Here is a 24778-nt window from a genome sequence, read left to right on the forward strand (position 1 = left end):
CACCCACAAGCATGATCTTCACCAGAAAAGAGCACCAACAATGACTTCACTCAACGGAGCAATCGTCCTCGTCACCGGCGCCAACGGCGGCCTCGGCACGCACTTCGTCCACCAGGCTTTGGCGCGCGGCGCCGCAAAAGTGTATGCCAGTGCCCGTACGCCCCGGTCATGGGATGACCCCAGGGTTGTCCCGCTGACTCTTGACGTCACAGATTCCGAATCCATCGCGGCTGCAGCCGCCGCTGCGCCGGACGTGACCGTGCTGATCAACAACGCCGGTGCTGCCGTGTCCACCCCGGGCATCCTGATGCACACTGACGAGGAAATCCGCCGCAACGTGGAGACCAACTTCCTGGGTCCGCTCTTTCTGGCGCGGGCCTTCGCACCAGCCCTCAGGGCCAACCACAACGCAGCCATCATCGACATCCACTCCGCTTTGAGCTGGTACGCCGTCGCGGGCATCTACAGTGCCACCAAAGCTGCGCTGTGGTCAGCCACAAATTCACTCCGACTTGAACTCGCTCCTGCCGGGGTCCAGGTGGTTGGTGTCCATGTCGGCTACGTGGACACGGCCATGGCGGCCCACACCGGCGATGCCAAGGCCGACCCCGCTGAGGTTGTCCGCTCCGTCCTGGACGGCCTCGAGGCAGGCGCCCATGAGGTCCTGGCAGACCAGACCTCCGTGCAGCTCAAAGCGGGGCTCAGCGCTCCGATCGACGTTGTATACCCGCAGCTGCAGGAAACAACGCCCTAAAGCCCCGGGGCGCCAGCTGTCCTGCACCGGACCGCCGGCGCCCCCTGTCAGGCATCTGCTTTGCCCCGTTTCCACCCGCCACGCTCCGAAACGGCCAGTCCCAACAAACCCAGCCGTCCAAGGCCTGCCCGGACGGACTCCTGCCCCAGGCCGGCCACCACACCAAGCTTCTCAATGGATGTGGTGGAACGCAGCGGCAGGGCATCGAGCAGAATCAGGTCCTCGAGGGTCAGTCCGTCCTGCACCTGGACGGCGCCCTGGCGGAAGTCCTCCGCCAAGCCGTCACCGCTGGCGGAAGCCAGCTCCGCGACTTCAGCCGCGTCGGTGACACACACGGCACCACCATCCCGCAGCAGCCGGTGGCAGCCGGCGGAATTGGCGCTGTGCACCGATCCCGGCACGGCACCCACCGACCGGCCCAGCATTTCCGCGTGGTGGGCTGTGTTCAACGCGCCGGAGCGCCAGCGTGCCTCCACGACCACGGTTACGGCGGCAAGGGCCGCGATGAGCCGGTTCCTTTGGAGGAACCGGTAGCGCGTGGGCGCAGAGCCAGGCGGGACCTCGGCAAGCACCGCCCCCTGGTTGCACACAGCCCGCAGGAGATCCTCATTTCCGGACGGATAGAACCTGTCCACGCCACCGGCCATAACGGCGATGGTGGGCAACGGCCCGGCGCCGCCGGCCAGCGCTGCCCGGTGGGCATGGGCATCAATGCCGTACGCTCCGCCGGACACCACCGTGTACCCACGCTGCGCCAGGGAGTAGGCCAGGTCCCCCGTCACCGTGGCGCCGTAGCTGGTACTGTCCCGCGAACCCACCATGGCAATGCACCGCGCCGCCGCCGGGAGGGGTTGCTCAGTGCCCCGCCACCACAGGCAGAGCGGCTCCTGAAGTCCCAGATCGGCCAATTGGACCGGCCACAGCGGGTCCGAGGGGATAATCATCCGCCCGCCCAACCGTGCCATGGTGGCCAGATCCCGTTCCGGCGCCAGCTCCGGACTGCGCGGCAGCCAGCGCTTCAGGGCGGCACCCAGCCCCGACCAACCCGGGCCCGAACCGCCGGCGGCAAGCAGTCCCGTCATTTCCCGCTCCAGTTCGGGACCGGCAGCCAGCTGGCCGGTGGCGATCCGCAGGCCGTCCACTGCGCCCGCCACCTGCACCAGCGCGAGCCCGGCCGCGTCCTGCGGCTCCATCAGCCGGGATAACGCTGCCCTGGCAATCCGCTCCCCGCCGAACCCGCCGCCGATCATGCCGCCACCGCCGATGCCTGGCGCAGGCTCAGTGCCTGGCCGATGTCGTTATCGTCCGGGGTGTCACGCAGGCCCAGGTCCGCAAGCGTCCACGCCAGTCGAAGCACCCGGTCATAGCCGCGTGCCGTGAGGATTCCGCGTTCGAGGGAGCGGTCCAGGATTCTGGTTGACGCCGGTGCCAGCTTCAGCTCGCCACGCAGGATCCGCCCGGGAACCTGCGAATTGGTGTCCAATCCAAACCTGCCCAGCCGCCCCGTCTGACGGGCCCGGGCGGAACCTACGCGCTGTGCGATGGCTGCGGTGTTTTCCTCCGCCCCGGCCTGGCCGAACTCGGCGAGCGACACGCGCTCCACCTGCAGTTGGATGTCTACCCGGTCCAGCAGCGGCCCGGAGAGCCGGGAAAGGTACCGCCGCCGGGCCATCGGGGTGCACGTGCACTCGAGGCCCTTGCCGGAGGCTTTGCCGCAGGGGCAGGGGTTGGCGGCCAGGACCAGCTGGAACCGCGCCGGGTAGGCGGCTGTCCCCGCCGACCGGTGGATCACCAGTTCGCCGCTTTCCAACGGTTGGCGAAGGGCATCAAGCACCCGGCTTTCGTATTCCGGTGCCTCGTCCAGGAACAACACACCACGGTGGGCCCGGGATGCAGCACCGGGCCGCGGCAGGCCGGAGCCGCCACCGATGATGGCGGCCGCAGTAGCCGAATGATGGGGATTCTCAAACGGCGGCCGCCGCAGCAGCTGAACCGCCGCTGAGGGCAACCCGCAGAGCGAGTGGATGGCCGTCACCTCCATGGCTTCCTGGTCCGCGAGGTCCGGCAGCAGCCCGGGAAGCCGTTCTGCAAGCATGGTTTTCCCCGCGCCCGGAGGTCCCGTCAGAAGCAGGTGGTGGGCGCCCGCGGCCGCGACTTCCAGGGCACGCCTGGCTTCCGCCTGGCCGGACACGTCCGCCATGTCAGGACCCGGGCCAGGGTCAGCGCCTGCGGCCCCTGCTTCTTCCGGGTCCTCGGGTTCAAAGTCCAGTGCAAGGTCCTGCGGATCGGCACCGCAGTCCAGCGCCAGCCGGGCGAGCGTACGGTACCCCCGGACTTTGGCGCCGGGAACCAGGGCGGCTTCAGCGAAGTTGGCCTGGGCCACCACGATGTCCGGAAAACCGGCCTGCACGGACGCCATAACGGCCGGCAGGATGCCCCGGACCGGCCGGAGCCGGCCGTCCAGCCCCAGCTCGGCGATGAACACCGTCCGGCCGGTGGGCCGGATGTCGTTGGCAGCCCGCAGTACGGCGATGGTGACAGCAAGGTCGAAGCCGGATCCGCGTTTAGGCAGTGACGCCGGAATCAGGTTCGCGGTAATTTTCCTGCGGCTCAAGGGGATGCCGGAGTTTTTGGCTGCGGACCGGATCCTCTCCTTGGCTTCGTTCAACGAGGCGTCGGGCAGGCCCAAGATAACGAATGCGGGCAGCGTCTGGCCTATGTCGGCCTCCACCTCCACCAGGTAACCGTTCAGTCCCACCAGGGCGATGGAGTACGTGCGGCCCAAAGCCACTCACCCCACCCCCTTGAGGTGTTCGAGCACAGGTTCGCCGCCGCCGTCGTCCACCACGGCGATCACGTCCACCCGGCGCAGCGGCATCCGCAGTTCCCGCGCGCGGCACCAGGCCGAGCCCAGCCGGTGGAGCCGGGAAAGTTTCTCCTGCCCTACCGCCTCAAACGGGTGCCCGTAATCGAGGGAACGCCGCGTCTTCACCTCGGCGATGACCAACGCGTCCCCGTCCAGGGCCACAATGTCGATTTCGCCCTCGGAACAGCGCCAGTTGCGCTCCACCACCAGCATGCCCAGCGACTCGAGATACCCCGCCGCGAGATCCTCGCCGTGCCGGCCCAAAAGGTCCTTGGATTTCATGACCACCTCCGCGACCAGCCTGCAGCCAGGCCACGGTGGCCGGAACCACAGGGATCAGGTATGTGGACAAAGGGGGCCGGGACAGCAGCTGTGGAGGAAAAGAGAGGGGCAAGGCCCTGCTAGTTCCCCAGGTCAACATCCTTGGGCAGCGCCAGTTCCTCGTTGCGGGGAAGTTCCTCGACATTGACGTCCTTGAAGGTGAGAACCCTGACGCTTTTCACAAAGCGCGCCGACCTGTACACGTCCCAGACCCAGGCGTCCTGCAGCGTCAGGTCGAAGTAGACTTCCCCGTCTGCGCTCCGCGCCTGCAGGTCCACGTGGTTGGCAAGGTAAAAACGCCGTTCGGTCTCGACAACGTAGCTGAACAGGCTGACAACATCGCGGTATTCACGGTAGAGCTGCAGCTCCATGTCAGTCTCATAGTTTTCAAGATCCTCAGCACTCATGCATCCATCTTGCACCATGACCGGCGCCGTCAGCGCCGTGGCACTGCCGCGTCAGTAATCCCCTCCAAGGCCGTCCGCGGCTTCTCCGGCCGGTAACTGCCCCGCGTCCTGTAGTTCACCGCCCAGAAGCCGCCAGCTGACGCGGTGGTGCGGCGACGGCCCGGCGGCCCTGATCGCGTCGCGGTGCAGGGACGTGGCGTAGCCTTTGTTGACGTCCCAGCCGTAGTCCGGATAGCCGGCGTGGAGGGTGCGCATGGCCTGGTCCCGCTCAACTTTGGCGATGACGCTGGCTGCCGCGACACTGAGGCACTGCATATCGGCTTTGATCCGGGTGCGGACCGGCGCTTCACAGGCTGCCGCCAGGACGGGGCCATCGAAGAGGGACTCCTGGGCGGGGGCCGAGAGCCAGTTGTGGTTCCCGTCGAGCAGCACCAGGTCCGGAACGATGCCACCGGCCAGCACGCTGTTCCAGGCCCGGGTGCCTGCCAGCCGCAGGGCCGCGATGATCCCCACAGCGTCGATCTCTGCAGCCGTGGCGTGGCCCACCGCGCAGGCCACGCTCCAGCGGCGGACCAGGGGCTCCAGCCGCTCCCTCTCACTGACGCTGAGCAGTTTGCTGTCCCGGACACCGGCCAGTGGCTTTTGCTTCGCCAGGTCGACAACGGCGATGCCAACGCTCACAGGTCCGGCCAGTGCGCCGCGGCCAACTTCGTCCACGCCGGCCAGGTAGCGTACGCCCTCAGCCTTGAAGGTGCGCTCAAAGCGCAACGTGGGCGCTTTTGACCGGACCGGCGTTTTGGCGGCCTTGGCGGTTTTCCGGACGGCCCTGACAGGCGCAGCGGCTGCCTGGTTTTCCGCTGCGTCCACGGGGGTGGACATGCTCAGCCTGCCGCCGGGACGCCCCGGAACACGTCCGGGTAGTTATCCAGCGCGGTGATGCGGTTCAGCGGCCAGGCGATGACAGCGGCCTTGCCTTCGAGGTCGTCGAGGTCGATGAACCCGCCGTCGGCGTCCGTGTGGGCACGGGAATCCGCCGAGTGGTTGCGGTTGTCGCCCATGACCCAGATCTTCCCTTCGGGGACCACAACGTCGAAATTGCGTACCTGCGGGATCTCGGCCGGGTTGATGTAGGTCTCGTTGATGGCCGCGCCGTTGATGGTGAGCTTCCCGTCCGCGTCGCAGCACGTGACGTGGTCGCCGGGAAGGCCGATGACCCGCTTCACCAGGTGCTGCTCGGAGTTGTCCGGGAGGAGCCCCACAAAGGCCAGCCCGTCCTGGATCCAGGTGAACGGACCCTGCGCCTTGTCGGGTGCGGCCGGCAGCCAGCCCTTGGTGTCACGGAACACCACAACGTCTCCCCTGTTCAGGCCGAACGGCTCAGGGACCAGGAGATTGACGAAGATGCGGTCATCGACTTCCAGGGTTTCCACCATGGAAGGGGAAGGGATGAAGAAGGCCCGGAAGAGGAAGGTCTTGATCAGGAAGGACAGGACCACGGCAATGACCACAACGGTGGCCACTTCCTTCAGCCAGGCGAAAACCGGACTGCCGGTGGGCTGGGCCTTCGCGGAGCGGCGGCCCTGGGGAACGGCCGGCGTACCGGCTTCCGAAGCGCCGGAATCCGAATGACCGGAATCCGCGGCACCTGCATCAGCGCCGGTTTCCGCAGCGCGGGGACCCGTTTCGCCGTCAGCCGCCGCGGGGTTGGTTGCTTCGCCGGACGGGAGGTCCGATGCGCCGTCCGGACGCGGCTCTGAAGGCCGCGCGTTGTTCTCGGGCATCTACTGTCCGTTCTCTGTTGATGTTCCGGCCAAAGGCGGCCGGGCTACTGCTGCAAATCTATCAAGCGGCCAGATGATCTGGACCGGCCGGCCGATGATCCGGTCCACCGGAACCATGCCGCCGCCGGGGGCGCCCAGCAGGCTGCGTGAATCCGCCGACAGGGACCGGTGGTCGCCCATCAGCCAGAGCCGGCCCTCCGGGACCACGGAATTGAACTTCTGGGTGCTCGGGGCGTCGCCGGAAAAGATGTACGGCTCCGCCAGCGGCTCCCCGTTGACGGTGACCTGTCCGGCCGCGTCGCAGCACACCACGTGGTCGCCCGGCACTCCGATCACGCGCTTGACGTAGGTGGTGTCGCTGCCGGTCAGGCCCAGCCACTGCGTCACCGCGGAGGCCGCGTCGCCAAGCGGACCCTTTCCGCTGTTGAGCGGGGCGAACGTACCCCGGCCGTCAAAAACCACAATGTCGCCGCGCTGAACGGGTTCGTCCCGGAAGCCGGCCCGGGACACCAGGATCCTGTCCCCGCCCTGGAGCAGGGGTTCCATGGATTCCGATGGAATGTAGTAGACGTCCAGCCACAACGAGCGCACCAGGCCGCTGGCAACCACGGCCAGTGCCAGCGCCAGGAACGCAAAACGCCAGCCCTTTTTGCGGGGCTGGCGTTTTGTGTGGTCCATAATCCGTATCCTGGGCGCTGGTGCTGGAGGGCTCCGGCGCTGGCCGGATACGGCTTGCGGCCCGGCCTTGCAGGTCCGGAAGGGACCTACTTGGCGGAGCTGAAGTCGCGCTTTTCCTTGATCTTTGCAGCCTTGCCGCGCAGTGCGCGCATGTAGTACAGCTTGGCGCGGCGGACGTCACCCTTGGTGACAACCTCAATCTTGTCGATGATCGGGGAGTGCACCGGGAAGGTACGCTCCACGCCCACGCCGAAGGAGACCTTGCGGACCGTGAAGGTCTCGCGGACGCCGTCACCCTGGCGGCCCAGGACGAAGCCCTGGAATACCTGGACACGGGAGTTCTTGCCTTCGATGATGTTCACGTGCACCTTGAGGTTGTCGCCTGCGCGGAACGCGGGAACATCGGTGCGCAGCGAAGCTGCATCTACGGAATCGAGAATATGCATGATTGCACTCCTGGTGAACGCCACAGGTCATTCACTTTGGGTCACGGCCGCCAGGCCCGGGCGCTGATGCGCACCGGAAATCACGGCCGAAAGGTAAGTGTCCTGCCCCCGTCACTGATTGAAGGGGCCGGTTGTCTTGGCTGTTGGTAACGCTCCCCCTGTAGCAGGCGCGGACCCAGCAGACACAAGGACTAATTTTGCCACAGCGCGGCGCTTACAGCCAATCAACCCGGCCAGGACGCGGAAGGTTCAGTCCCGCTGCGCGTCCGGGCGGCGCACCAGGGCGCCGTCCACAACCTCGTAGCCCAGGTTGTACAGCTCGTTCCGGTCCGCCCGCGGCAGGTTGACGGCAACGAATGAGTCCATCAGGTCCGGGCGGCGGGCGGCCGTCCGGCGGTACTGCTCGTGGCGCCGCCACTGCGCAATTTTGCCGTGGTTGCCGCTCAGCAGGACCGCAGGGACCTCACGGTCGCGCCACACGGACGGCTTGGTGTAGACGGGGTACTCCAACAGCCCGTCTGAGTGGGACTCCTCGACGAGTGATTCCGGATTTCCCACCACCCCGGGAAGCAGCCGGCCAATGGCCTCCACCATGGCCAGGACCGCTACCTCGCCGCCGTTGAGGACGTAGTCACCCAGGCTGACGGGCCGGACAGTGAAGTGCTCATGGGCCCATTCAATGACCCGCTCGTCGATGCCCTCATAGCGCCCGCACGCAAAAGCGAGGTGCTTTTCCTCGGCCAGTTCATAAGCCAGCGCCTGCGTGAACCGCTCGCCGGCAGGCGAGGGGACGATCAGGACCGGCTTCCCACCGTCCTGGGGGTGCATTCCCGCGACCGCGGCCAGCGCCTCGGCCCACGGCTCAGGCTTCATCACCATTCCGGCGCCGCCGCCGTAGGGCGTGTCGTCCACGGAACGGTGCTTGTCGGTGGTGAAGGTCCGGAGGTCGTGGACCACCAGGTCCAGCAGCCCGTCCTGGCGCGCCTTGCCGATCAGCGACAGTTCAAGGGGCGCCAGGTAGTCGGGAAAGATGCTGACGACGTCGACGCGCATCTAGGCGGTGCCTTCCGGGCCTTCGGGGGCGCCGGCGTCGTCCGTGTTGACTTCGAAAAGTCCGTCCGGCGGGGTGATGACGATGTAGCCGCCGGCGACGTTGACCTCGGGCACGATCTGCTCCACAAAAGGAACGAGGATTTCGGTTCCGTCGGGGGTGGTGACCATCAGGAGGTCCTGGACCGGCATGGTGTTCAGCGCGGCGATTTTTCCGACCACGCGACCGGCAACCCGGGCCTCGAGCCCGACGAGTTCGTGCTCGTACCAGCCCTCGTCGTCGTCATCGTCGTCGAGTTCCTCCGTTTCGATGAACAGTTTGGCGCCCCGCAGGGTTTCCGCCTGGTTCCGGTCGGCCACCTCGTCGAAGGCCAGCAGGAGGATGTCCTTGTTCCAGCGTGCGCTGATAACCGTCAGCGGGCCGGCGGAGGCCGGTTCAACCACGAACTCGGTGCCGGGGGCAAAGCGGTCGCCGGGAACATCCGTCAGGACCTGGACCGTGACTTCCCCGCGGATGCCGTGGGGTTTGCCGATACGCGCCACCTGGAGCTGCATGTGTTCCTCTGTTCGGGATTGAAATACTGGATGTGGGGTCAAAGCACTCCGGCCCCTCCACCAGGGGTGGAGGGGCCGGAGGTAAAGCTGAAATTGCGTGGCGTTCAGCGGCGGCGGTCGGTATCGACGACGTCGACCCGTACCGGCTCGCCACCGGCCAAGGCAGCCACAACGGTGCGCAGGGCGCGTGCCGTGCGGCCTTGACGGCCGATCACCCGGCCGAGGTCTTCCTGATGAACCCGCACCTCGAGGGTGTCCCCGCGGCGGTTGTTCTTGGAGCTGACCTTGACGTCGTCCGGGGAATCAACGATTCCGCGGACCAGGTGTTCGAGCGCGTCTGCCAGCAATCTACTCAGCCTCGGTGGTCTCTGCTTCGGCCGGCGCCTCGGCTGCGTCAGACTTGGCTGCCTTCTTGGTGATGGCTTCCGGGATGATCACGGACTTCTTCTCCGGGGCAACAAAGGCTTCCTTGGGAGCTTTCGTCTTCAGGGTGCCTTCCTGGCCCGGCAGGCCCTTGTACTTCTGCCAGTCACCGGTGATCTTCAGGATGGCGGCAACCTGCTCGGACGGCTGGGCGCCGACGGAGAGCCAGTACTGTGCACGCTCGGAGTCAACCTCGATGTATGAGGGCTCTTCGGTGGGGTGGTACTTGCCGATTTCTTCGATGGCGCGGCCATCACGCTTGGTGCGTGAATCGGCGACGACGATGCGGTAGTACGGTGCGCGCATTTTGCCAAAGCGCTTAAGGCGAATCTTTACGGCCACTTTTGTGGTCACTCCTGTTTCAGAAAAGGGGCGAAGCAATCGTTCTGCACCCGTGGGGCGGGCCATACTTGAAGGTTCAAAGGACAGGATCCGGACGCGGAGAGAGGGGCCACGCGGATCGAGTACCTGTCCATTGTGCCAGATCAGCGTCCGGATTTCGACTTGACACCCCGACCTCAGGCCGGGGGAACCGCGGCGGAAGGCTCAGGCGGACCAGACGTAAAGGCCGGTGCGCTCGGAGTCATCCACAGAGCCGGCGAGTTCGGCGACCTGCTGCACGTATTCCTTGGCCTTCGCGGCGTCGAACGGCATGTCGTCCTGGGCGGCCCACTGCCCGGAAACGTCGTCGAGGACCTCGCCGTCACCCTCGGTTTCGTAGGTGAGCAGGTCTGCCAGCGCCCGGACCATGGCGGGCGGGACCGCCAGCAGCGAGTCGCTGGAAACGTCCACCATAGTCAGTTCGTAGTCGGCACCGCCGGCGTGGACGGCTGTGCCGGCGAGGTCACCGAGCTGTTCCACTTCGAAGTCGCTGATTCCCGTGATCCGCACCGCCTTCGCGGCCGGTGCGCTGCTGCCTGCATCCAGGACGCCGGCATGTTTCAGCGCTGCGTCATGGGTGGCCACGAAGATCTCGGTGAAGCCCATGGAAATGTCCCTCGTTTTCGTTGACGGTGCGGCCTCCCGGCGCGGCGGTACCGCAGCCCCGGCCCTTCGGTTTCAGCCTAGTGCACGGCCACCGCCGCGGGCTTCAGGCTGCGGCGACGCGAATGCTGTTCTTCCACGGATCCTCGAAGCGCAGTTCGGCGCCGGTGTGGTGGGCGGCGATGCCGGCCACCTTGAGGCGGTCGGCGAGGGATCCGACGTCGTCCCCGGCCGGTACCTGGATCAGTACCTCGCCGAGGCCCAGGGTGTCCTTGCGGGGTCCTGCGCCGCGGCTGTTCCAGACGTTCATGGCCATGTGGTGGTGGTAGCGGCCGGCGGAGACAAAGAGCGCCTGGCCGTGCCAGCCGGCGGTCTTTTCGAAGCCGAGGACACCGACGTAGAAGTCATGGGCGGACTGCACATCGCCCACCTGGAGGTGGACGTGGCCCACTCCGGCGCCGGTGGCCTGCTGGCCTGCCACGGATTCCTCGGTGAGGTGCGTATCCAGGTAGCGCTGCGGGGGAAGGGCCAGGCTGTCCATCACCACATCGGTGCCGTTCCAGGACCAGTTGCTCCGCGGCCGGTCCCAGTACAGCTCAATGCCGTTGCCCTCGGGGTCATAGAAGTAGAAGGCCTCACTGACCAGGTGGTCGGCGCTGCCGGTGAAGTACCGGGGCTCAAACCGGGCGGCGGAGGCCACCGTAGCGGCCAGCGCCGACTGGTCCTCGAAGAGCAGGGCGGTGTGGAAGAGTCCCGCCTCTCCCCTGCCGGGCAGGTTCAGGCCGGGGGCTGGGGCAAGGTGAACCAGCGGCTTCTGCAGCCGGCCCAGGTACAGTCCACCGTCCTGCTCGGCCACCACCTCCAGGCCGAGCGCGCGCTGGTAGTAATCGGTCATGACCTTCATGTCGCCTACCTTGAGCATCACGGTGCCCATGGTGAGGTCGGCGGGAAGAAGGTCACTGCTGCTGGCTGCTGCGGTCATTGGGTGCTCCTGGTGCTGGGCCCTCGGTGCGGGGGCCTTCACTCTTAAAATTACTTGAAGCTTCAATTTATTCCAAGCGAGGTGCGAGGGCTTCAGCGAATCAACTCCCCGCCAAGCACCACGTGCGAAAGCCGGGTGATGTCCAGAGGGTTGAGGCGCGGGTCCCCTGCGCACAGGACGACGTCGGCCCGCTCCCCTTCGCGGATGCCTTCCGCTTCCAGCCAGTCCCGGGCCGCCCAGCAGGCCGCATCGAGTGCTGCGGCCATGGGCAGGCCGGCTCCATGCAGGGCAAGGATCTCGTCCGTGATCCGGCCGTGCCGGATAACGCTGCCGGCGTCGGTGCCCGCGAAAATCCGCACCCCGGACTCGAAGGCTTCCAGCACCCGCTCCGCCCGCCGCTCCCACAGTGAGCGCATATGTGCGGCGTAGCGCGGGAACTTCGCTTCCGCCCTGGCCGCGATGTCAGGAAAGGTGGCGATGTTGATGAGGGTGGGCACGATGGGTACCCCCTGTTCAGCGAAACGCGGCAGGTGCCGTGGCTGCAGCCCGGTGGCGTGTTCGATGCAGTCGATGCCGCCGTCCAGCATCTGGTCCAGGGTGTCCGCTGCAAAACAGTGGGCGGTAACGCGGGCGCCTTCGTCGTGCGCCGCCGCGATGGCGTCACGGACGACGGCGGCAGGAAAGGAGGGTGCGAGGTCACCGGCATCCCGGTCAATCCAGTCGCCCACAAGCTTGACCCAGCCGTCGCCGTCGCGCGCCTGCTTCCGCACCGCCTGGACCAGGTCAGCCGGCTCCACTTCCTCGGCGAATCCCCGCAGGTACCGCCGCGTGCGGGCCACGTGCCTGCCGGCCCGGATAAGCACCGGGAACTCCCGTCCTGACTGCAGCCAGCGGGTATCCAGCGGTGCGCCCGCATCCCTGACCAGGAGGGTGCCGGCGTCCCGGTCCGTGCGGGCCTGCTGCTCTGCTTCTTCCCGGCCCACGGCGCCACCCGGCCCCAGGCCCAGATGGCAGTGCGCGTCCACAAAACCGGGAAGGACCCACCCGTCGAGGGTTTTCCCGGGTGCCTGCCGCGGCCGGTTGAACGTCAGCACGCCGTCCACCGACCACATGCCGTGCCGCACGGTATCCGGTCCGGTGAGGACCGGGCCGCTGAACTCCAGTACCTGGGTCACTGTCGCGCACCTTGAAAAGCGGACGGCCGCCGGGGGCCCGGAAACGGTTTTTGTGGCGGCCCGTCCTGGGCCTTATGTGGGCTAGTGGTCACGCATGCAGGCTAGCACCGCAGTGTGACACAACCCCCGGCCGGGGCTTGTGGTAGCTTCTTGGTGACCACACGGGTGCCCCTGCAGGGGCTGAGATCGGGCTGACGCAGCCTGCGACCGTCGAACCTGTCCGGGTAATGCCGGCGAAGGAAGTGAGTATTCCTTGAATACATCCAAAACACCGTTCAACCCTGCCCAAAATCTGCCTGCGACCGGGGACGGCACGGGGGCGGAGACCCGTTCGTTGGCCTCGCACTCGCTGGCCTACCTCGAAGACCAGGCCGCCGGGATCAGGGTTCCGGTGACGGAAATTGCGCTGGAGCCCTCCCCCGGAGGTACCGCAAACTCCCCGTTCCGGACCTACCGGACTGCGGGCCCTGGAAGTGATCCGGTCCTGGGCCTGGCGCCGTTCCGGACGGAGTGGATCGCGGCACGCGGGGACACAGAGGAGTACGGCGGCAGGGAACGGAACCTGCTCGACGACGGCCGGTCCGCGGTGCGCCGCGGAGCGGCTTCCGCGGAGTGGAAGGGTGCGCATCCGGTGCCCCGCCGCGCCGTCGGCGGGCGGAACGTCACGCAGATGCATTATGCCCGGAACGGCATCGTCACCCGGGAAATGCGGTTTGTGGCCCTGCGCGAAAATTGCGACGTTGAACTGGTGCGCAGCGAACTCGCCGCCGGCCGCGCCATCCTCCCGAACAACATCAACCACCCCGAGTCCGAGCCGATGATCATCGGCAAGGCGTTCCTGGTGAAAATCAATGCCAATATCGGCAATTCCGCGGTGACCAGCTCGATCGCCGATGAGGTGGACAAACTCCAGTGGGCCACCCAGTGGGGCGCCGACACCGTGATGGACCTGTCCACCGGCGATGACATCCACACCACGAGGGAGTGGATCATCAGGAACTCCCCGGTCCCGATCGGGACCGTGCCCATCTACCAGGCGTTGGAGAAGGTCAACGGCGAAGCCAACGCCCTGACCTGGGAGATCTTCCGGGACACGGTGATTGAGCAATGCGAGCAGGGCGTGGACTACATGACGGTGCATGCCGGCGTCCTGCTCCGCTACGTGCCGCTCACCGCCAACCGCGTCACCGGCATCGTGTCCCGCGGTGGTTCCATCATGGCCGGCTGGTGCCTTGCGCACCACCAGGAGAACTTCCTCTACACGCACTTTGACGAGCTGTGCGAAATATTCGCGCGGTACGACGTCGCGTTTTCCCTCGGTGACGGCCTCCGGCCGGGTGCCACTGCCGACGCCAACGACGCCGCCCAGTTCGCCGAACTGGACACGCTGGCCGAGCTCACCCAGCGGGCCTGGGAATACGACGTGCAGGTGATGGTTGAAGGCCCGGGCCACGTGCCCTTCCACCTGGTGCGGGAGAACGTGGAACGCCAGCAGGAGCTGTGCAAGGGCGCCCCCTTCTACACCCTGGGACCGCTGGTCACGGATGTCGCTCCGGGTTATGACCACATCACTTCAGCGATCGGCGCCACGGAGATCGCCCGGTACGGCACGGCCATGCTCTGCTACGTCACACCGAAGGAGCATCTGGGCCTGCCCAACCGGGATGACGTCAAAACGGGCGTGATCACTTACAAGATTGCCGCACACGCCGCTGACCTGGCGAAAGGCCAGCCGGGAGCGCATGAACGCGACGATGCCCTGTCCAAGGCACGGTTCGAGTTCCGGTGGCGGGACCAGTTCGCCCTGTCACTGGACCCCGTCACGGCGGAGGCCTTCCACGACGAGACCCTGCCCGCGGAACCGGCCAAAACAGCGCATTTCTGCTCCATGTGCGGGCCCAAGTTCTGCTCCATGCGGATCAGCCAGGACATCCGGGACGAATACGGCTCCGCGGAAGCGCAGGCCGCGCTGGCGGAGATGGCCACCGGCATGCGGGAAAAAAGCAACGAGTTCCTCGCTTCCGGCGGAAAGGTTTACCTGCCGGAGCCGGTGATGCCGGCAGGAAGCTAGGCAGCTTCTGCCGGCGGCCGGTCAGGATGCTTTGGCCTGCACTCCACGGCTGACGTCGCTGATGAATCCCCGGATGGCGTGGTCGCCGTCCGGGGAGTCCTGGGGCCGGTGCCCGCCCGCAGCAATGCGGTGCAGGGCGCCGGTTTCCCGGAGGTAGCCGGCGATTTCCTCATACAGTGGTTCCCAGCCTCCGGTCAGCACCAGGGTGGGCACACCCGGAACAATGTGCAGCGGCGCTTCCCACGCGGGTACCTGCAGCCGTAGCCGCCGGGCGGACCGCTTCTCCTCCAGCGAGGTGGGCTCCTGGAGGTCCGTGGCGTACACGCGGCGGACAAACCCACGCTGGAAGTCTTCGTCGCTGAGCTGGTGCCGGGCATCAAAAAGCGGCTGCATCAGCCTGATGTGGGCGGCGGTGGCAGGCAGGCCCGCTGTCAGCGACAGGCAGGCCGGCTCCACCAGCGTGAGGGAGTGGACCAGGTCCGGCCGTTCGACGGCGGCCATCATGGCCGCCACTGCCCCTTGTGAATGCGCCACAACGTGCCCGCCGGCGGTTCCCCGGCCGTCGTCGGCCAGTGCCTCAAGGATCACCGCTGTGTCCGCCCCGAAGGAGGACTCCACTGGTTCAGCGACGGGATCGTAGCCGTGCCGGCGCAGGAACAAGGCGTCGTACGTGAGCGCCATGCCGTGTTGCCGGGGCCAGGCGGCCGCGCCGAAGCTTCCCTCGCCGTGCACGAACACCACCCGTTGCTTGACCATGTCCCAACCCTATTCGACGGTACCGACATCCCAACCGGGTAGCGCCAAGTGTCGTCCTGAGTGTTCAGAACGGCACTTGGCGCTACTTGGTTGGGCTACTTCCCGAGGAACTTGTCGAAGCCCTTGGGCAGGTTGAGCTGCGAGGGATCGAAGTCCCCCTGCTGCTGGCCGAAGGCAGCCCCGGTGGGCAGCGCCTTGGGGCCTGCTGCGCGCCGGGCTGCCGCGTCCTTGAGCTCCTGGGCCGCCTTGGCCGGGTTGCCGGACTTGGCTTTCTTCTTGGGCGCGTTCTTGGCGTTCTTGCGGGCACCGCCACCGGCGCCGGGCATGCCAGGCATCCCGGGCATTCCCGGCATGCCGCCCTGGGCCATTTTTTTCATCATCTTCTGCGCCTGGGCGAAACGCTCCAGCAGGCCGTTGACCTCGGAAACGTGGACACCGGAACCGCGGGCGATGCGGGCCCGGCGGGAGCCGTTGATGATCTTGGGGGCCACGCGCTCGTGCGGCGTCATGGACCGGACGATTGCTTCGACGCGGTCGATCTCGCGCTCGTCGAACTGCTCGAGCTGCTGGCGGATGTTTTGCGCACCCGGCATCATCATGAGCATTTTCTTCATGGAGCCCATGTTGCGGATCTGCTGCATCTGGGCGAGGAAGTCGTCCAGGGTGAAGTCTTCCTGATCGGCGAATTTCTTCGCCATCCGGGCTGCTTCGTCCTTGTCCCAGTTTTTTTCGGCCTGCTCGATGAGCGTGAGCACATCACCCATGTCCAGGATGCGCGAAGCCATCCGGTCGGGGTGGAACAGTTCGAAGTCGTCGAGGCCTTCGCCGGTGGACGCAAACATCACGGGCTTGCCGGTGACCGACGCGACGGACAGGGCGGCACCGCCGCGGGCGTCGCCGTCGAGCTTGGACAGCACAATGCCGGTGAAGTTGACGCCTTCATCAAAGGCGAGCGCCGTGTTCACGGCATCCTGGCCGATCATGGAGTCAATGACAAAGAGGACTTCATTGGGGACGATGGCCCGGCGGATCTGGCGCGCCTGCTCCATCATGTCCGTATCCACGCCCAAGCGGCCGGCGGTGTCCACAATCACCACGTCGTGCAGCTTCTGGCGGGCTTCCTCGACACCGGCCCGGGCAACCTCAACAGGATCGCCTGCCGGGTGGTCGAGCTCGGTGTAGGTGGCACCCGGGTGCGGTGCGAACACCGGCACGTTGGCTCGCTTGCCCACCACCTGGAGCTGGGTGACGGCGTTGGGCCGCTGCAGGTCACAGGCCACCAGGATGGGGCTGTGGCCCTGGGCCTTCAGCCACTTGGAGAGCTTGCCGGCCAGGGTGGTCTTACCGGCGCCCTGCAGGCCGGCCAGCATGATGACGGTTGGGCCGTTTTTGGCCAGGCGGATCCGGCGGGTTTCGCCGCCGAGGATCTCCACCAGTTCCTCGTTCACGATCTTGACGATCTGCTGGCTGGGGTTCAGCGCGGCTGCGACCTCGGCGCCCAGGGCGCGTTCGCGTACCCGGCCGGTGAATTCACGGACCACGGATACAGCGACGTCGGCATCCAGGAGGGCGCGGCGGATCTCGCGGACTGTGGCATCAACATCAGCCTCAGTCAGGCGGCCCTTGCCACGAAGATTCTTGAAGGTTGCTGTCAACCGGTCAGAGAGTGAATTGAACACGCGCCGTGAACTTCTTTCAGTGGATGATCGGGACTCGACTATCTAGGGTACCAAGTCGGGCCCGCATGATGGCATGCTGGCAAAATGACGAGCCAAACAACTGTACGGACCCTGCTCATCCTTGGCGCCTCCGGCGACCTGACCGGGCGGCTCCTGCTGCCGGGCCTGGCCAGCCTGGTGGTGCGCGGCCGCGCCGATGGCCTGACCCTGGTGGGTGCAGGCTCCGATCCGTGGACAGCCGCGCAGTGGCAGGAGCGGCTGCAGGCGTCGTTCGCCGCTGAAGGTGCAGAGGCCGGCGCCGACGGCGCGGCGGCCCTGAAGTCCCTGGCCGCCGCCAGCAGCTACCACCAGCTGGATGTCACGGCGGAAGACGGGCTGGCCTCGCTGCTGCGGACACTCGATGGCCCGGTCGCGGTGTACTTCGCCCTGCCGCCGAAGATCAGCCAGCTGGCGTGCGGGGTCCTCCGGCCGGAGGAGGTTCCCGCCGGCACCCGGCTGGTGATGGAAAAGCCCTTCGGGGCCGGTGCCGAGTCTGCCCGGGAGCTGAACCGGACCCTGGCCCGGCTGGTGCCGGAGGACCACATCCACCGGGTGGACCATTTCCTGGGCAAAGCCACGGTGCTGAACATTCTGGGCCTGCGGTTCGCCAACAATTTCCTGGAGCCGGTATGGAACCGGGAGCACATCGAGAAGGTGGAGATCATCTTCGACGAGGACCTGGCCCTGGAAGGCCGCGCCCGCTATTACGACGGCGCCGGAGCGCTGCGGGACATGATCCAGAGCCACCTCCTGCAGATCATGGCGCTGATGGCCATCGAGCCGCCTGCCAGCATCCACGAGCGGGACCTCCGCGACGCCATCGCCGGGGTGCTGCGCGCCAGCAGCGTCAACGGACCATTCAACCGGTCCACCCGCCGGGCGCGGTACACCGCCGGCACGGTTGGCGGGAAGGACGTCCCGGACTATGCCGCCGAAGAAGGCGTGGATGCCTCCCGCGGGACCGAAACCCTTGCCGAAGTCCAGGTCGGCATCGATAACTGGCGCTGGAAGGGTGTGCCCTTCATCCTGCGGTCAGGGAAGGCGCTGGGCGCCAAACGCAAGGAGGCGGTGGTGACGTTCCGGCCCGTCCCGCACCTGCCCAAGGGCTTCAGCGGTGTTGACTCCCCCAACCAACTCCGGATCGGGTTCGGGCCGGACACGCTGCAGTTCGACGTCGACGTGGATGGGCCAGGGGACCTCTTCACGTTGACGCGGACCACCTTGGAGGCCGAACTGAGCGGCGCCGACCTGCTCCCCTACGGCGAAGTCCTGGAAGGTGTGCTTACCGGGGATCCGCTGCTGTCCGTCCGCGGCGACACCGCGGAGGACTGCTGGCGCATTGTTGAACCGGTGCTGCAGGCGTGGCAGGACGGCGAGGTGCCGCTGGATGAGTACGACGCCGGATCGGAAGGCCCCGCGTCCTGGTCCGGAGCCGCCGGGGCCAGGTAGGCCGCTGCCGGGCCCGGGGGCCGTTCACCCCGGCAACGCAGGAAGGGCAGGGAACCTGACCGGTTCCCTGCCCTTCCTTATTGCTTCGCTGCCAGTGCTAGATCGCGGCCACGCCGCGCTCCCCGGTGCGGACCCGGACTGCCTCAAAGACGTCCATGGTCCAGACCTTGCCGTCTCCGGCCCGGCCGGTGTTGGAACTGGCGATGATCACGTCGAGGATGTCATCCGCCTGCTCATCGGTGGCCAGCACCTCCACCCGGATCTTGGGCAGGAGATCCACGTTGTACTCAGCGCCGCGGTAAACCTCCGTATAGCCACGCTGCCGGCCGTAACCGCTGGCTGCGCTGACCGTCAGGCCCTGGACCCCGTAGGATTCCAGTCCCTCCCGGATTGCTTCGAGCTTTTCCGGCCTGACGATTGCAGTGATCAGTTTCATGCCCCCACGCTTTCCTTGCCTGTTGCTGCTTCATTCCTGCCAGCCGCTTCGGGCTGGGACTTGCCGGTGATCATGTCGTGGAGCGGGGAGAAGCTGCCGCCGTGTCCGCCAACACCGAACTCGTAGGCGGTCTCGGCGTGCAGGCTGAGGTCCACACCCACCGATTCCTGTTCCTGCGAGACCCGGAAGCCCATGGTCTTGTGGATTGCCAGGGCGATGATGGTGGTCATCACCGCTGAGTAGGCGATGGCGATGCCGGCTGCTGCGAGCTGGGCCCACATCTGGGTCATGCCGCCGCCGTAGAAGAGGCCGCCGCCCACGCCTTCTTCGGGGAGGGCGATGAAGCCCAGTGCCACGGTGCCGATGATGCCGGAGACGAGGTGCACACCGACGACGTCGAGCGAGTCATCGAAGCCCCACCTGAACTTCAGGCCGACCGCCAGGGCGGAGGCCACACCGGCCACCACGCCGAGGCCGAGGGCGGCCACGGGGCTGACGTTGGCGCAGGCCGGGGTGATGGCCACGAGGCCTGCGACGACGCCTGATGCGGCACCGAGGGACGTAGGGTGGCCGTCGCGGATGCGTTCGGTGACGAGCCAGCCGAGCATTGCCGCTGCGGGTGCTGCCAGCGTGTTGATCCAGATGAGGCCGCCCTGCTCTGCGGTGGTGGCCGCGCCGCCGTTGAAGCCGAACCAGCCGAACCACAGGATGGCCGCGCCGAGCATCACAAACGGGATGTTGTGCGGGCGGTGGTTGGGGTCCTTACCGAACCCCTTGCGGTTGCCCACGATGAAGACGAGGATCAGTGCCGCGACGCCGGCGTTGATGTGCACCACGGTGCCGCCGGCGAAGTCGATGGCTTCCCCGAGCGCTGCACCAACGGCACCCTCCGTGCTGAAGAGGCCACCGCCCCACACCATGTAGGCCAGGGGGCAGTACACCAGGGTGACCCAGACGGGGACGAACACGGTCCAGGCGCCGAACTTGGCGCGGTCGGCGATCGCACCGCTGATGAGCGCGACGGTGATGATGGCGAAGGTGGCGCCGAAGCCAACGGCGATGAGGCCGTCAGGGGTGTCAATGCCTTCCAATCCGAACTTGGCGAAGGGGTTGCCCACCATCTGGAGGAAGCCATCGCCGGAGGACATGGAGTAGCCCCAGAGAATCCAGACAACGCCCACCATGCCGATGGAGATGAAGCTCATCATCATCATGTTCAGTGCTGCTTTGGCGCGTGTCATGCCGCCGTAGAAGAATGCCAAGCCCGGTGTCATCAGCAGCACTAGCGCTGCAGACACCATGACCCATACGTGACCTGCGGTAAGTTCCATGGTGCACGTCCTCTCTCACTCGAATCTTGCGGAGTTCTCCGCCTGCCAACGCCGTTTGCGTCCTGTAACGAGTGTGTCGGCGCCGTGTTTCGCTCGCGGAGGATTTAGATTGCGGGCCTGTTACAACAACCTCTAGGAAGTAAATGGTGCATATCCGCCTTGTTACGGTTATGTTTCTGCACTTTCGCCGGATCCCGGCGTCCCACCCGGCAAGGAATCACGCATCATGACCGCAACACCGCGCACCGGCGGCGCCACTGCACGGATTTTGGCCCGGCTCCGGCCGCCACGCGAGCGCCTGCCGCGGGACATCAAGGTGATGCTTGCCGCCGCGTTCCTGATTGCCCTCGGATTCGGGCTTGTTGCGCCGGTATTGCCGCAGTTCGCCACAACCTTCGACGTGGGGGCAACAGCGGCGGCCGTCATTGTGAGCATCTTCGCGTTTATGCGCCTGGTGTTTGCGCCTGCCGGCGGGGTGCTGATCGCCCGGCTGGGTGAGCGTCCCGTGTACGTGGGCGGGCTGCTCATCGTGGCGGCCTCCACCGCGGCCTGCGCCTTCGCCCAGGACTACTGGCAGTTGCTGGTGTTCCGTGGCTTGGGCGGCGTGGGGTCGGTGATGTTTACGGTAGCCTCCATGGCCCTGGTGATCCGGTTGGCGCCGCCCGAGAGCCGGGGACGCGTCTCCGGGGCCTACGCCTCGGCGTTCCTCATTGGCAACGTGGCAGGACCCATCGTGGGCGGGCTGCTGGCCGGCTTCGGGTTGCGGGTCCCGTTCCTTGCCTACGCCGCCGCTTTGGTGCTGGCCGCCGTTGTGGTCCAGACCCAGCTCAGCCATCAACGGAGGTCAGCGGACGACGGCGGCCCCGCCATCCCTGCGATGCTCTTCTCCGAGGGCCTCCGGATCCCCGCCTACCGATCGGCGCTGCTGTCCAGTTTCGCCAACGGCTGGGCTACCTTCGGCGTCCGCATGGCAACAGTTCCCTTGTTTGCAGTGGCCGCGCTGGGGGCCGGGCCGGAATCGGCGGGTCTGGCGCTGGCCGTCTTCGCTGCCGGAAACGCCGCTGCGCTGACGTTTTCCGGCCGGCTGGCAGACTCCCTGGGGCGCAGGCCCATGATGGTCGCCGGCTTGCTGGTGGCCGGGCTTTCGACCGCTGGAATCGGGCTCACGTCCGGGTTGGGCTGGTTCCTGGCGGCGTCGGCGGTGGCGGGGATCGGCTCCGGCCTGCTGGGACCGGCCCAACAGGCAGCGCTGGCGGACGTGATCGGCAACGGCCGCTCCGGCGGCAGGGTCCTGGCCGCCTACCAGATGACGGCGGACATCGGCGCGATCGCCGGTCCTGTCCTGGCAGGCATCCTGGCGGACAAACTGGGGTACGGATGGGCGTTCGGCATCACCGGCGGCATCCTGCTCCTGGCCGCGGCGGCCTGGACCGCCACCCCGGAAACCCTCGTCCGGCGTCCAGCCGGGCCTGCCCAATAGCAGCAGGGGAAGCGTCATTCGCTAGGCTATGCGGTAACACACCCAAACGTTGGAGTAACCTGCGCATGCCTTCTTCTGATCCCTTGCCACCCGAACATCCGCCCGGCCCGGCCCGCCGGGACACCAGGCCCGGCTCCCGGAAATGGTGGCCGCTGGCCCTGGTCGCCGCCGTTGTGGTGATCGCCCTGATCATCTTCGTCCTGCCGCTCCTCCAGAATGGCGGCGGTACCCCCGCAGCCACCTCGCAGCCCACCAGCGAACCGACGGCCACAGCCACAGCCACAGCGACGAAGTCGTTGCCGCCCGCGCCGCCTGTCACGTATTACAACCAGGCCGGTCCGCCGGCCGGTTCGCCGCTGACCGCCGTTGACGCCATGACCCTGAAGGTCTCTGCCGACAAAACCGGAACGTCCATGCCGGAGGGCATCGTGGGCCTTTCGCTGGAAGCCACCGACCTGGCGGACACTAATTTGCGCGGCGACAACGCCGAAATGGTGGCGCTCCTTTCCGGCCTCAAAAAACCCCATCTCCGCTTTGGCGGCAGTTCCGTGGACAGGCGGATGTACTGGACGTCCACGGGCGAGCCCATCCCGGGGAACCTGACCGGTGACAAGCCCCGCCCGGTCCGGGCTGTTACTCCGGCGGATTTCGAACGCGTCAACACGCTCCTCGAGGCGACCGATGCAACCATCAGCCTGACTGTGGACCTGGGCCACTTCGACCCACCCCGGGCAGCGGACATGATGAAGTACGCCGCAGATATCTTCAAAGCCCGGCTGGTCAGCGTCACCGTAGGGAACGAACCGAACGGTTTCCCCACCAGCGGCGTGCGGCCGTCAGGATGGGACCGCGACGACTATTTGGCTGAGCTGAAGGAATACGCCGACGCCATTTTTGCCGTGGCACCCCAGGTTCCGTTGCTGGGACCGGGCGCTTACGCCGAGTCCTGGTGGGAACCGTTCGTAAAAACGACCACGCAGCAGAAGAAGATCCTGTCGCTGCATCACTACCCGCTGACCAGTTGTGATGCGAAGGACCCGCAAAGTGCGCCGACCATGGCGAACCTCATGACGCGCCAGATGCATGACCGCACGCTCGCCTACCAGAAGGCGGCGCTGGAGATTGCCGGTCCGGCAGGCCTGCCGGTGTGGATCCCGGAAACCGGAATCTCGGCCTGCGATGGCGCCAACCCCACCAGCCGGACGCATGCGTCCGCGCTCTGGAGCGTTGACTACATCCTCGCGTCCGCCCAGAACGGCATCCAGCGGCTCGGCTTCCACAGCTCCCTTTTGACCTGCAAGGGCGGGCCCCCCTTGTCGCCGCTCTGCTCCGGCGGCGCCTACCTGAAGCCGGATGGCACCGTGTTTGAGCGGTCCCCGTTCTTCGGCATGTCCGTCGCGGCGGACCTGACTGGCGGTGAGTTCCTGAAGCTGGAAACCACCGGCGGCGGCCTGGCCTACGGGTACGCCCTACAGAACGCTGACGGCAGCACCAGCGTGGTCATCGTCAACGAGAATGATCCGACGCAGGCTGCGCAGACCAGCGTAAAGCTGGAACTGCCGGGCAAGGCGCTGACCGGAACCATGACCCAGATGACCGGACCGTCCTACTCCGCCGAAGGCGAAACCAAGATTGACGGCGCGCTTGAGGCTTCGGTGCCTGTGGCCTCGCGGCCCACCGTGCCCGGCTTTGCCTACGGCGAGAAAACCCAGACGTTCCAGCTGACGGCCGGCACCGCCACGGTGCTGAACTTCACTTACTGAGATCGAGCCGGCCCTCCCGGGGGCACCACAACAAAGCCCTGCTTCCGGAACCGGAAGCAGGGCTTTGTTGTGGTGCGGGGTGCCGGGGCTTGAACCGGACGCGCCGGCTGGCCGGCCCGTCAGTTGAGCAGTGCGTCCACAAAGCTTTCGGTTTCGAAGGGCGCCAGGTCATCGGCACCTTCACCCAGGCCGATCAGCTTCACCGGAACGCCCAGGGCCCGCTGGATGGCGACGACGATGCCGCCCTTGGCGGTGCCGTCCAGTTTGGTCAGGACAATGCCGGTGATGTTCACAACTTCGGCGAAGACGCGGGCCTGGTTCAAGCCGTTCTGGCCGGTGGTGGCGTCCAGGACCAGGAGCACCTCGTCCACTTCAGCCAGTTTCTCCACCACGCGCTTGACCTTGCTGAGCTCGTCCATGAGGCCCACTTTGTTCTGCAGCCGGCCCGCGGTGTCGATCATCACCACGTCGACTTCCTGGTCGATGCCGGCCTTCACCGCCTCGTAGGCAACAGAGGCCGGGTCTGCACCGTCGACGTCGGACTTTACCGTCGGTACGCCAACCCGGGAGCCCCACGTGGCAAGCTGTTCAGCTGCGGCCGCGCGGAAAGTATCCGCCGCACCCAGCAGCACGTCCTTGTCCTCGGCGACCAGAACCCGGGCAAGCTTGCCCACCGTGGTGGTCTTGCCGACGCCGTTGACGCCCACCACCATCACAACGGCGGGCTTGTCCGCGTGCCGCTGGACGTTCAGGGTCCTGTCCATGGTGGGGTCAACCAGCTTGATGAGCTCTTCACGGAGCAGCGCTTTAACGTCCTCCGGGGTGCGGGTGCCCAACACCTTCACCCGCTCGCGGAGTGCGTCAACCAGTTGCATTGTCGGTTCGGTGCCCAGGTCCGCCAGAAGCAGCGTTTCCTCGACCTCGTCCCAGACGTTTTCGTCGATTTTATCGCTGGAGAGCAGGGCCAGCAGGCCCTTGCCCATGATGTTGTTGGAGCGGACCAAGCGTTCGCGCAGCCGCGTCAGGCGGCCGGCCACCGGCAGTGGAGTCTCCACGCGGATGGTTTCCAGGCCGGCGGCGTCGTCCGGGACGGTGGTGTCCAGGCCTGCCATGTCAACTGCGGAAGGGGCCGCAGGTTCTGCGCCGGCGGGCCGGTCCTCCTCCAGGGTGCTGCCCCCCGGCCGCACCTCAGGGTCGTTGGCGTCGCGTTGCCCCGGATACTGGGTGATGTTCCTTCGGGTCTTGAGGAAAACCGGGATCAGCCCGCCGATGACCGCCAGGGCAGCAACAATGGACAAAACAATAGGAAGGATGTCATTCACATCCCCTAGCTTCTCATAATTGCACCGGCT

General features: G+C 66.6%; 25 protein-coding genes and 1 riboswitch. Of the genes, 5 read left to right on the forward strand and 20 right to left on the reverse strand.

From position 1 onward, the window contains the following. The first annotated feature begins 40 nt into the window (after positions 1 to 40). Complete coding sequence (locus tag ACRB8A_RS11190) at positions 41 to 754, forward strand: SDR family oxidoreductase (RefSeq protein ID WP_056598650.1); 714 nt, start codon at positions 41 to 43, stop codon at positions 752 to 754. 47 nt (positions 755 to 801) lie between these two features. Here ACRB8A_RS11190 and dprA read toward each other — a convergent pair whose 3' ends face one another. From dprA to ACRB8A_RS11265, 15 genes are all read right to left on the reverse strand, one after another. Further along, positions 802 to 2004: a DNA-processing protein DprA gene (gene dprA, locus ACRB8A_RS11195; RefSeq protein ID WP_056598653.1), complete on the reverse strand. Its 1203-nt coding sequence runs from the start codon at positions 2002 to 2004 to the stop codon at positions 802 to 804. Next, a complete protein-coding gene (locus ACRB8A_RS11200) occupies positions 2001 to 3545 on the reverse strand; it encodes a YifB family Mg chelatase-like AAA ATPase (protein WP_056598656.1) in 1545 nt (514 codons plus the stop codon). The genes dprA and ACRB8A_RS11200 overlap by 4 nt, the downstream gene beginning before the upstream one ends. Then, positions 3546 to 3902: a YraN family protein gene (locus ACRB8A_RS11205; protein ID WP_050687108.1), complete on the reverse strand. Its 357-nt coding sequence runs from the start codon at positions 3900 to 3902 to the stop codon at positions 3546 to 3548. 119 nt (positions 3903 to 4021) lie between these two features. Next, positions 4022 to 4348, reverse strand: a complete 327-nt coding sequence (locus ACRB8A_RS11210) for a DUF2469 domain-containing protein (protein ID WP_050687107.1) — start codon at positions 4346 to 4348, stop codon at positions 4022 to 4024. 51 nt (positions 4349 to 4399) lie between these two features. Continuing rightward, positions 4400 to 5227, reverse strand: coding sequence for a ribonuclease HII (locus tag ACRB8A_RS11215; protein ID WP_432244717.1), 828 nt, complete (start codon positions 5225 to 5227; stop codon positions 4400 to 4402). Between the two features lie 2 nt (positions 5228 to 5229). Then, on the reverse strand, positions 5230 to 6129 hold the full coding sequence (lepB, locus tag ACRB8A_RS11220) for a signal peptidase I (RefSeq protein WP_050687104.1): 900 nt from the start codon (positions 6127 to 6129) through the stop codon (positions 5230 to 5232). Further along, positions 6130 to 6807, reverse strand: coding sequence for a signal peptidase I (gene lepB, locus ACRB8A_RS11225; RefSeq protein WP_432244718.1), 678 nt, complete (start codon positions 6805 to 6807; stop codon positions 6130 to 6132). An 86-nt stretch (positions 6808 to 6893) separates the two neighbouring features. Beyond that, entirely contained in the window at positions 6894 to 7253 is a 360-nt protein-coding gene (rplS, locus tag ACRB8A_RS11230) for a 50S ribosomal protein L19 (RefSeq protein ID WP_050687100.1), read from the reverse strand. A gap of 249 nt (positions 7254 to 7502) precedes the next feature. Continuing rightward, positions 7503 to 8306 carry a tRNA (guanosine(37)-N1)-methyltransferase TrmD gene (trmD, locus tag ACRB8A_RS11235; protein WP_050687098.1) on the reverse strand — a complete coding sequence of 268 codons (804 nt, stop codon included), beginning with the start codon at positions 8304 to 8306 and terminating at the stop codon, positions 7503 to 7505. Continuing rightward, entirely contained in the window at positions 8307 to 8858 is a 552-nt protein-coding gene (rimM, locus tag ACRB8A_RS11240; RefSeq protein WP_050687096.1) for a ribosome maturation factor RimM, read from the reverse strand. It lies immediately after the preceding gene. Between the two features lie 104 nt (positions 8859 to 8962). Beyond that, positions 8963 to 9205 (reverse strand): RNA-binding protein, encoded by a 243-nt coding sequence (locus ACRB8A_RS11245; RefSeq protein ID WP_050687093.1) that lies wholly within the window; start codon positions 9203 to 9205, stop codon positions 8963 to 8965. Between the two features lies 1 nt (position 9206). After that, positions 9207 to 9623 (reverse strand): 30S ribosomal protein S16, encoded by a 417-nt coding sequence (gene rpsP, locus ACRB8A_RS11250; RefSeq protein ID WP_050687150.1) that lies wholly within the window; start codon positions 9621 to 9623, stop codon positions 9207 to 9209. A 204-nt stretch (positions 9624 to 9827) separates the two neighbouring features. Continuing rightward, positions 9828 to 10268 carry a hypothetical protein gene (locus ACRB8A_RS11255; RefSeq protein ID WP_050687091.1) on the reverse strand — a complete coding sequence of 147 codons (441 nt, stop codon included), beginning with the start codon at positions 10266 to 10268 and terminating at the stop codon, positions 9828 to 9830. Positions 10269 to 10371: 103 nt separating this feature from the next. Beyond that, positions 10372 to 11247: a VOC family protein gene (locus ACRB8A_RS11260; RefSeq protein ID WP_432244719.1), complete on the reverse strand. Its 876-nt coding sequence runs from the start codon at positions 11245 to 11247 to the stop codon at positions 10372 to 10374. A gap of 92 nt (positions 11248 to 11339) precedes the next feature. Then, the gene (locus ACRB8A_RS11265) at positions 11340 to 12422 is read right to left on the reverse strand and encodes an amidohydrolase family protein (protein WP_050687088.1); all 1083 of its coding nucleotides are present in this window, start codon (positions 12420 to 12422) and stop codon (positions 11340 to 11342) included. Between the two features lie 151 nt (positions 12423 to 12573). Beyond that, positions 12574 to 12681: riboswitch (TPP riboswitch) on the forward strand. Between ACRB8A_RS11265 and thiC the strand changes: the two genes are divergently transcribed. Then, on the forward strand, positions 12676 to 14493 hold the full coding sequence (gene thiC, locus ACRB8A_RS11270; RefSeq protein WP_432244720.1) for a phosphomethylpyrimidine synthase ThiC: 1818 nt from the start codon (positions 12676 to 12678) through the stop codon (positions 14491 to 14493). Its footprint overlaps the riboswitch before it by 6 nt. A 21-nt stretch (positions 14494 to 14514) precedes the next feature. On the opposite strand, the gene ACRB8A_RS11275 is transcribed toward thiC, so the two are convergent. Together ACRB8A_RS11275 and ffh are read right to left on the reverse strand one after the other, a co-directional pair. Further along, positions 14515 to 15249, reverse strand: a complete 735-nt coding sequence (locus ACRB8A_RS11275; RefSeq protein ID WP_050687084.1) for an alpha/beta fold hydrolase — start codon at positions 15247 to 15249, stop codon at positions 14515 to 14517. 95 nt (positions 15250 to 15344) lie between these two features. Then, positions 15345 to 16928, reverse strand: a complete 1584-nt coding sequence (gene ffh / locus ACRB8A_RS11280; RefSeq protein WP_050687082.1) for a signal recognition particle protein — start codon at positions 16926 to 16928, stop codon at positions 15345 to 15347. 84 nt (positions 16929 to 17012) lie between these two features. On the opposite strand from ffh, the gene ACRB8A_RS11285 reads away from it, so the two are divergent. Continuing rightward, positions 17013 to 18416, forward strand: a complete 1404-nt coding sequence (locus ACRB8A_RS11285) for a glucose-6-phosphate dehydrogenase (protein ID WP_050687080.1) — start codon at positions 17013 to 17015, stop codon at positions 18414 to 18416. Positions 18417 to 18513: 97 nt separating this feature from the next. Here the strand turns inward: ACRB8A_RS11285 and ACRB8A_RS11290 are convergent, their stop codons facing one another. Next, complete coding sequence (locus ACRB8A_RS11290; RefSeq protein ID WP_050687078.1) at positions 18514 to 18852, reverse strand: P-II family nitrogen regulator; 339 nt, start codon at positions 18850 to 18852, stop codon at positions 18514 to 18516. Continuing rightward, positions 18849 to 20183, reverse strand: coding sequence for an ammonium transporter (locus ACRB8A_RS11295; RefSeq protein ID WP_050687076.1), 1335 nt, complete (start codon positions 20181 to 20183; stop codon positions 18849 to 18851). The genes ACRB8A_RS11290 and ACRB8A_RS11295 overlap by 4 nt, the downstream gene beginning before the upstream one ends. Positions 20184 to 20409: 226 nt before the next feature. Here ACRB8A_RS11295 and ACRB8A_RS11300 point away from each other — a divergent pair, with 226 nt between their 5' ends. Next, positions 20410 to 21663: an MFS transporter gene (locus ACRB8A_RS11300; RefSeq protein ID WP_050687075.1), complete on the forward strand. Its 1254-nt coding sequence runs from the start codon at positions 20410 to 20412 to the stop codon at positions 21661 to 21663. A 65-nt stretch (positions 21664 to 21728) separates the two neighbouring features. Further along, positions 21729 to 23426 carry a hypothetical protein gene (locus ACRB8A_RS11305; protein WP_157370966.1) on the forward strand — a complete coding sequence of 566 codons (1698 nt, stop codon included), beginning with the start codon at positions 21729 to 21731 and terminating at the stop codon, positions 23424 to 23426. A 119-nt stretch (positions 23427 to 23545) separates the two neighbouring features. Here the strand turns inward: ACRB8A_RS11305 and ftsY are convergent, their stop codons facing one another. Next, a complete protein-coding gene (gene ftsY / locus ACRB8A_RS11310; RefSeq protein ID WP_050687996.1) occupies positions 23546 to 24748 on the reverse strand; it encodes a signal recognition particle-docking protein FtsY in 1203 nt (400 codons plus the stop codon). Positions 24749 to 24778 lie beyond the last annotated feature (30 nt).

The organism is Arthrobacter sp. G.S.26 (assembly GCF_050847375.1).
Classification (GTDB): Bacteria; Actinomycetota; Actinomycetes; order Actinomycetales; family Micrococcaceae; genus Arthrobacter.

Bases quoted from the DNA above. Each gene is read 5' to 3' on its own strand.
- ACRB8A_RS11190 (WP_056598650.1), top strand. From the start codon at position 41: ATGACTTCACTCAACGGAGCAATCGTCCTCGTCACCGGCGCCAACGGC.
- dprA (WP_056598653.1), bottom strand. From the start codon at position 2,004: ATGATCGGCGGCGGGTTCGGCGGGGAGCGGATTGCCAGGGCAGCGTTA.
- ACRB8A_RS11205 (WP_050687108.1), bottom strand. From the start codon at position 3,902: ATGAAATCCAAGGACCTTTTGGGCCGGCACGGCGAGGATCTCGCGGCG.
- ACRB8A_RS11210 (WP_050687107.1), bottom strand. From the start codon at position 4,348: ATGAGTGCTGAGGATCTTGAAAACTATGAGACTGACATGGAGCTGCAG.
- ACRB8A_RS11215 (WP_432244717.1), bottom strand. From the start codon at position 5,227: ATGTCCACCCCCGTGGACGCAGCGGAAAACCAGGCAGCCGCTGCGCCT.
- lepB (WP_050687104.1), bottom strand. From the start codon at position 6,129: ATGCCCGAGAACAACGCGCGGCCTTCAGAGCCGCGTCCGGACGGCGCA.
- lepB (WP_432244718.1), bottom strand. From the start codon at position 6,807: ATGGACCACACAAAACGCCAGCCCCGCAAAAAGGGCTGGCGTTTTGCG.
- rplS (WP_050687100.1), bottom strand. From the start codon at position 7,253: ATGCATATTCTCGATTCCGTAGATGCAGCTTCGCTGCGCACCGATGTT.
- trmD (WP_050687098.1), bottom strand. From the start codon at position 8,306: ATGCGCGTCGACGTCGTCAGCATCTTTCCCGACTACCTGGCGCCCCTT.
- rimM (WP_050687096.1), bottom strand. From the start codon at position 8,858: ATGCAGCTCCAGGTGGCGCGTATCGGCAAACCCCACGGCATCCGCGGG.
- ACRB8A_RS11255 (WP_050687091.1), bottom strand. From the start codon at position 10,268: ATGGGCTTCACCGAGATCTTCGTGGCCACCCATGACGCAGCGCTGAAA.
- ACRB8A_RS11260 (WP_432244719.1), bottom strand. From the start codon at position 11,247: ATGACCGCAGCAGCCAGCAGCAGTGACCTTCTTCCCGCCGACCTCACC.
- ACRB8A_RS11275 (WP_050687084.1), bottom strand. From the start codon at position 15,249: ATGGTCAAGCAACGGGTGGTGTTCGTGCACGGCGAGGGAAGCTTCGGC.
- ACRB8A_RS11285 (WP_050687080.1), top strand. From the start codon at position 17,013: ATGACGAGCCAAACAACTGTACGGACCCTGCTCATCCTTGGCGCCTCC.
- ACRB8A_RS11290 (WP_050687078.1), bottom strand. From the start codon at position 18,852: ATGAAACTGATCACTGCAATCGTCAGGCCGGAAAAGCTCGAAGCAATC.
- ACRB8A_RS11295 (WP_050687076.1), bottom strand. From the start codon at position 20,183: ATGGAACTTACCGCAGGTCACGTATGGGTCATGGTGTCTGCAGCGCTA.
- ACRB8A_RS11300 (WP_050687075.1), top strand. From the start codon at position 20,410: ATGACCGCAACACCGCGCACCGGCGGCGCCACTGCACGGATTTTGGCC.
- ACRB8A_RS11305 (WP_157370966.1), top strand. From the start codon at position 21,729: ATGCCTTCTTCTGATCCCTTGCCACCCGAACATCCGCCCGGCCCGGCC.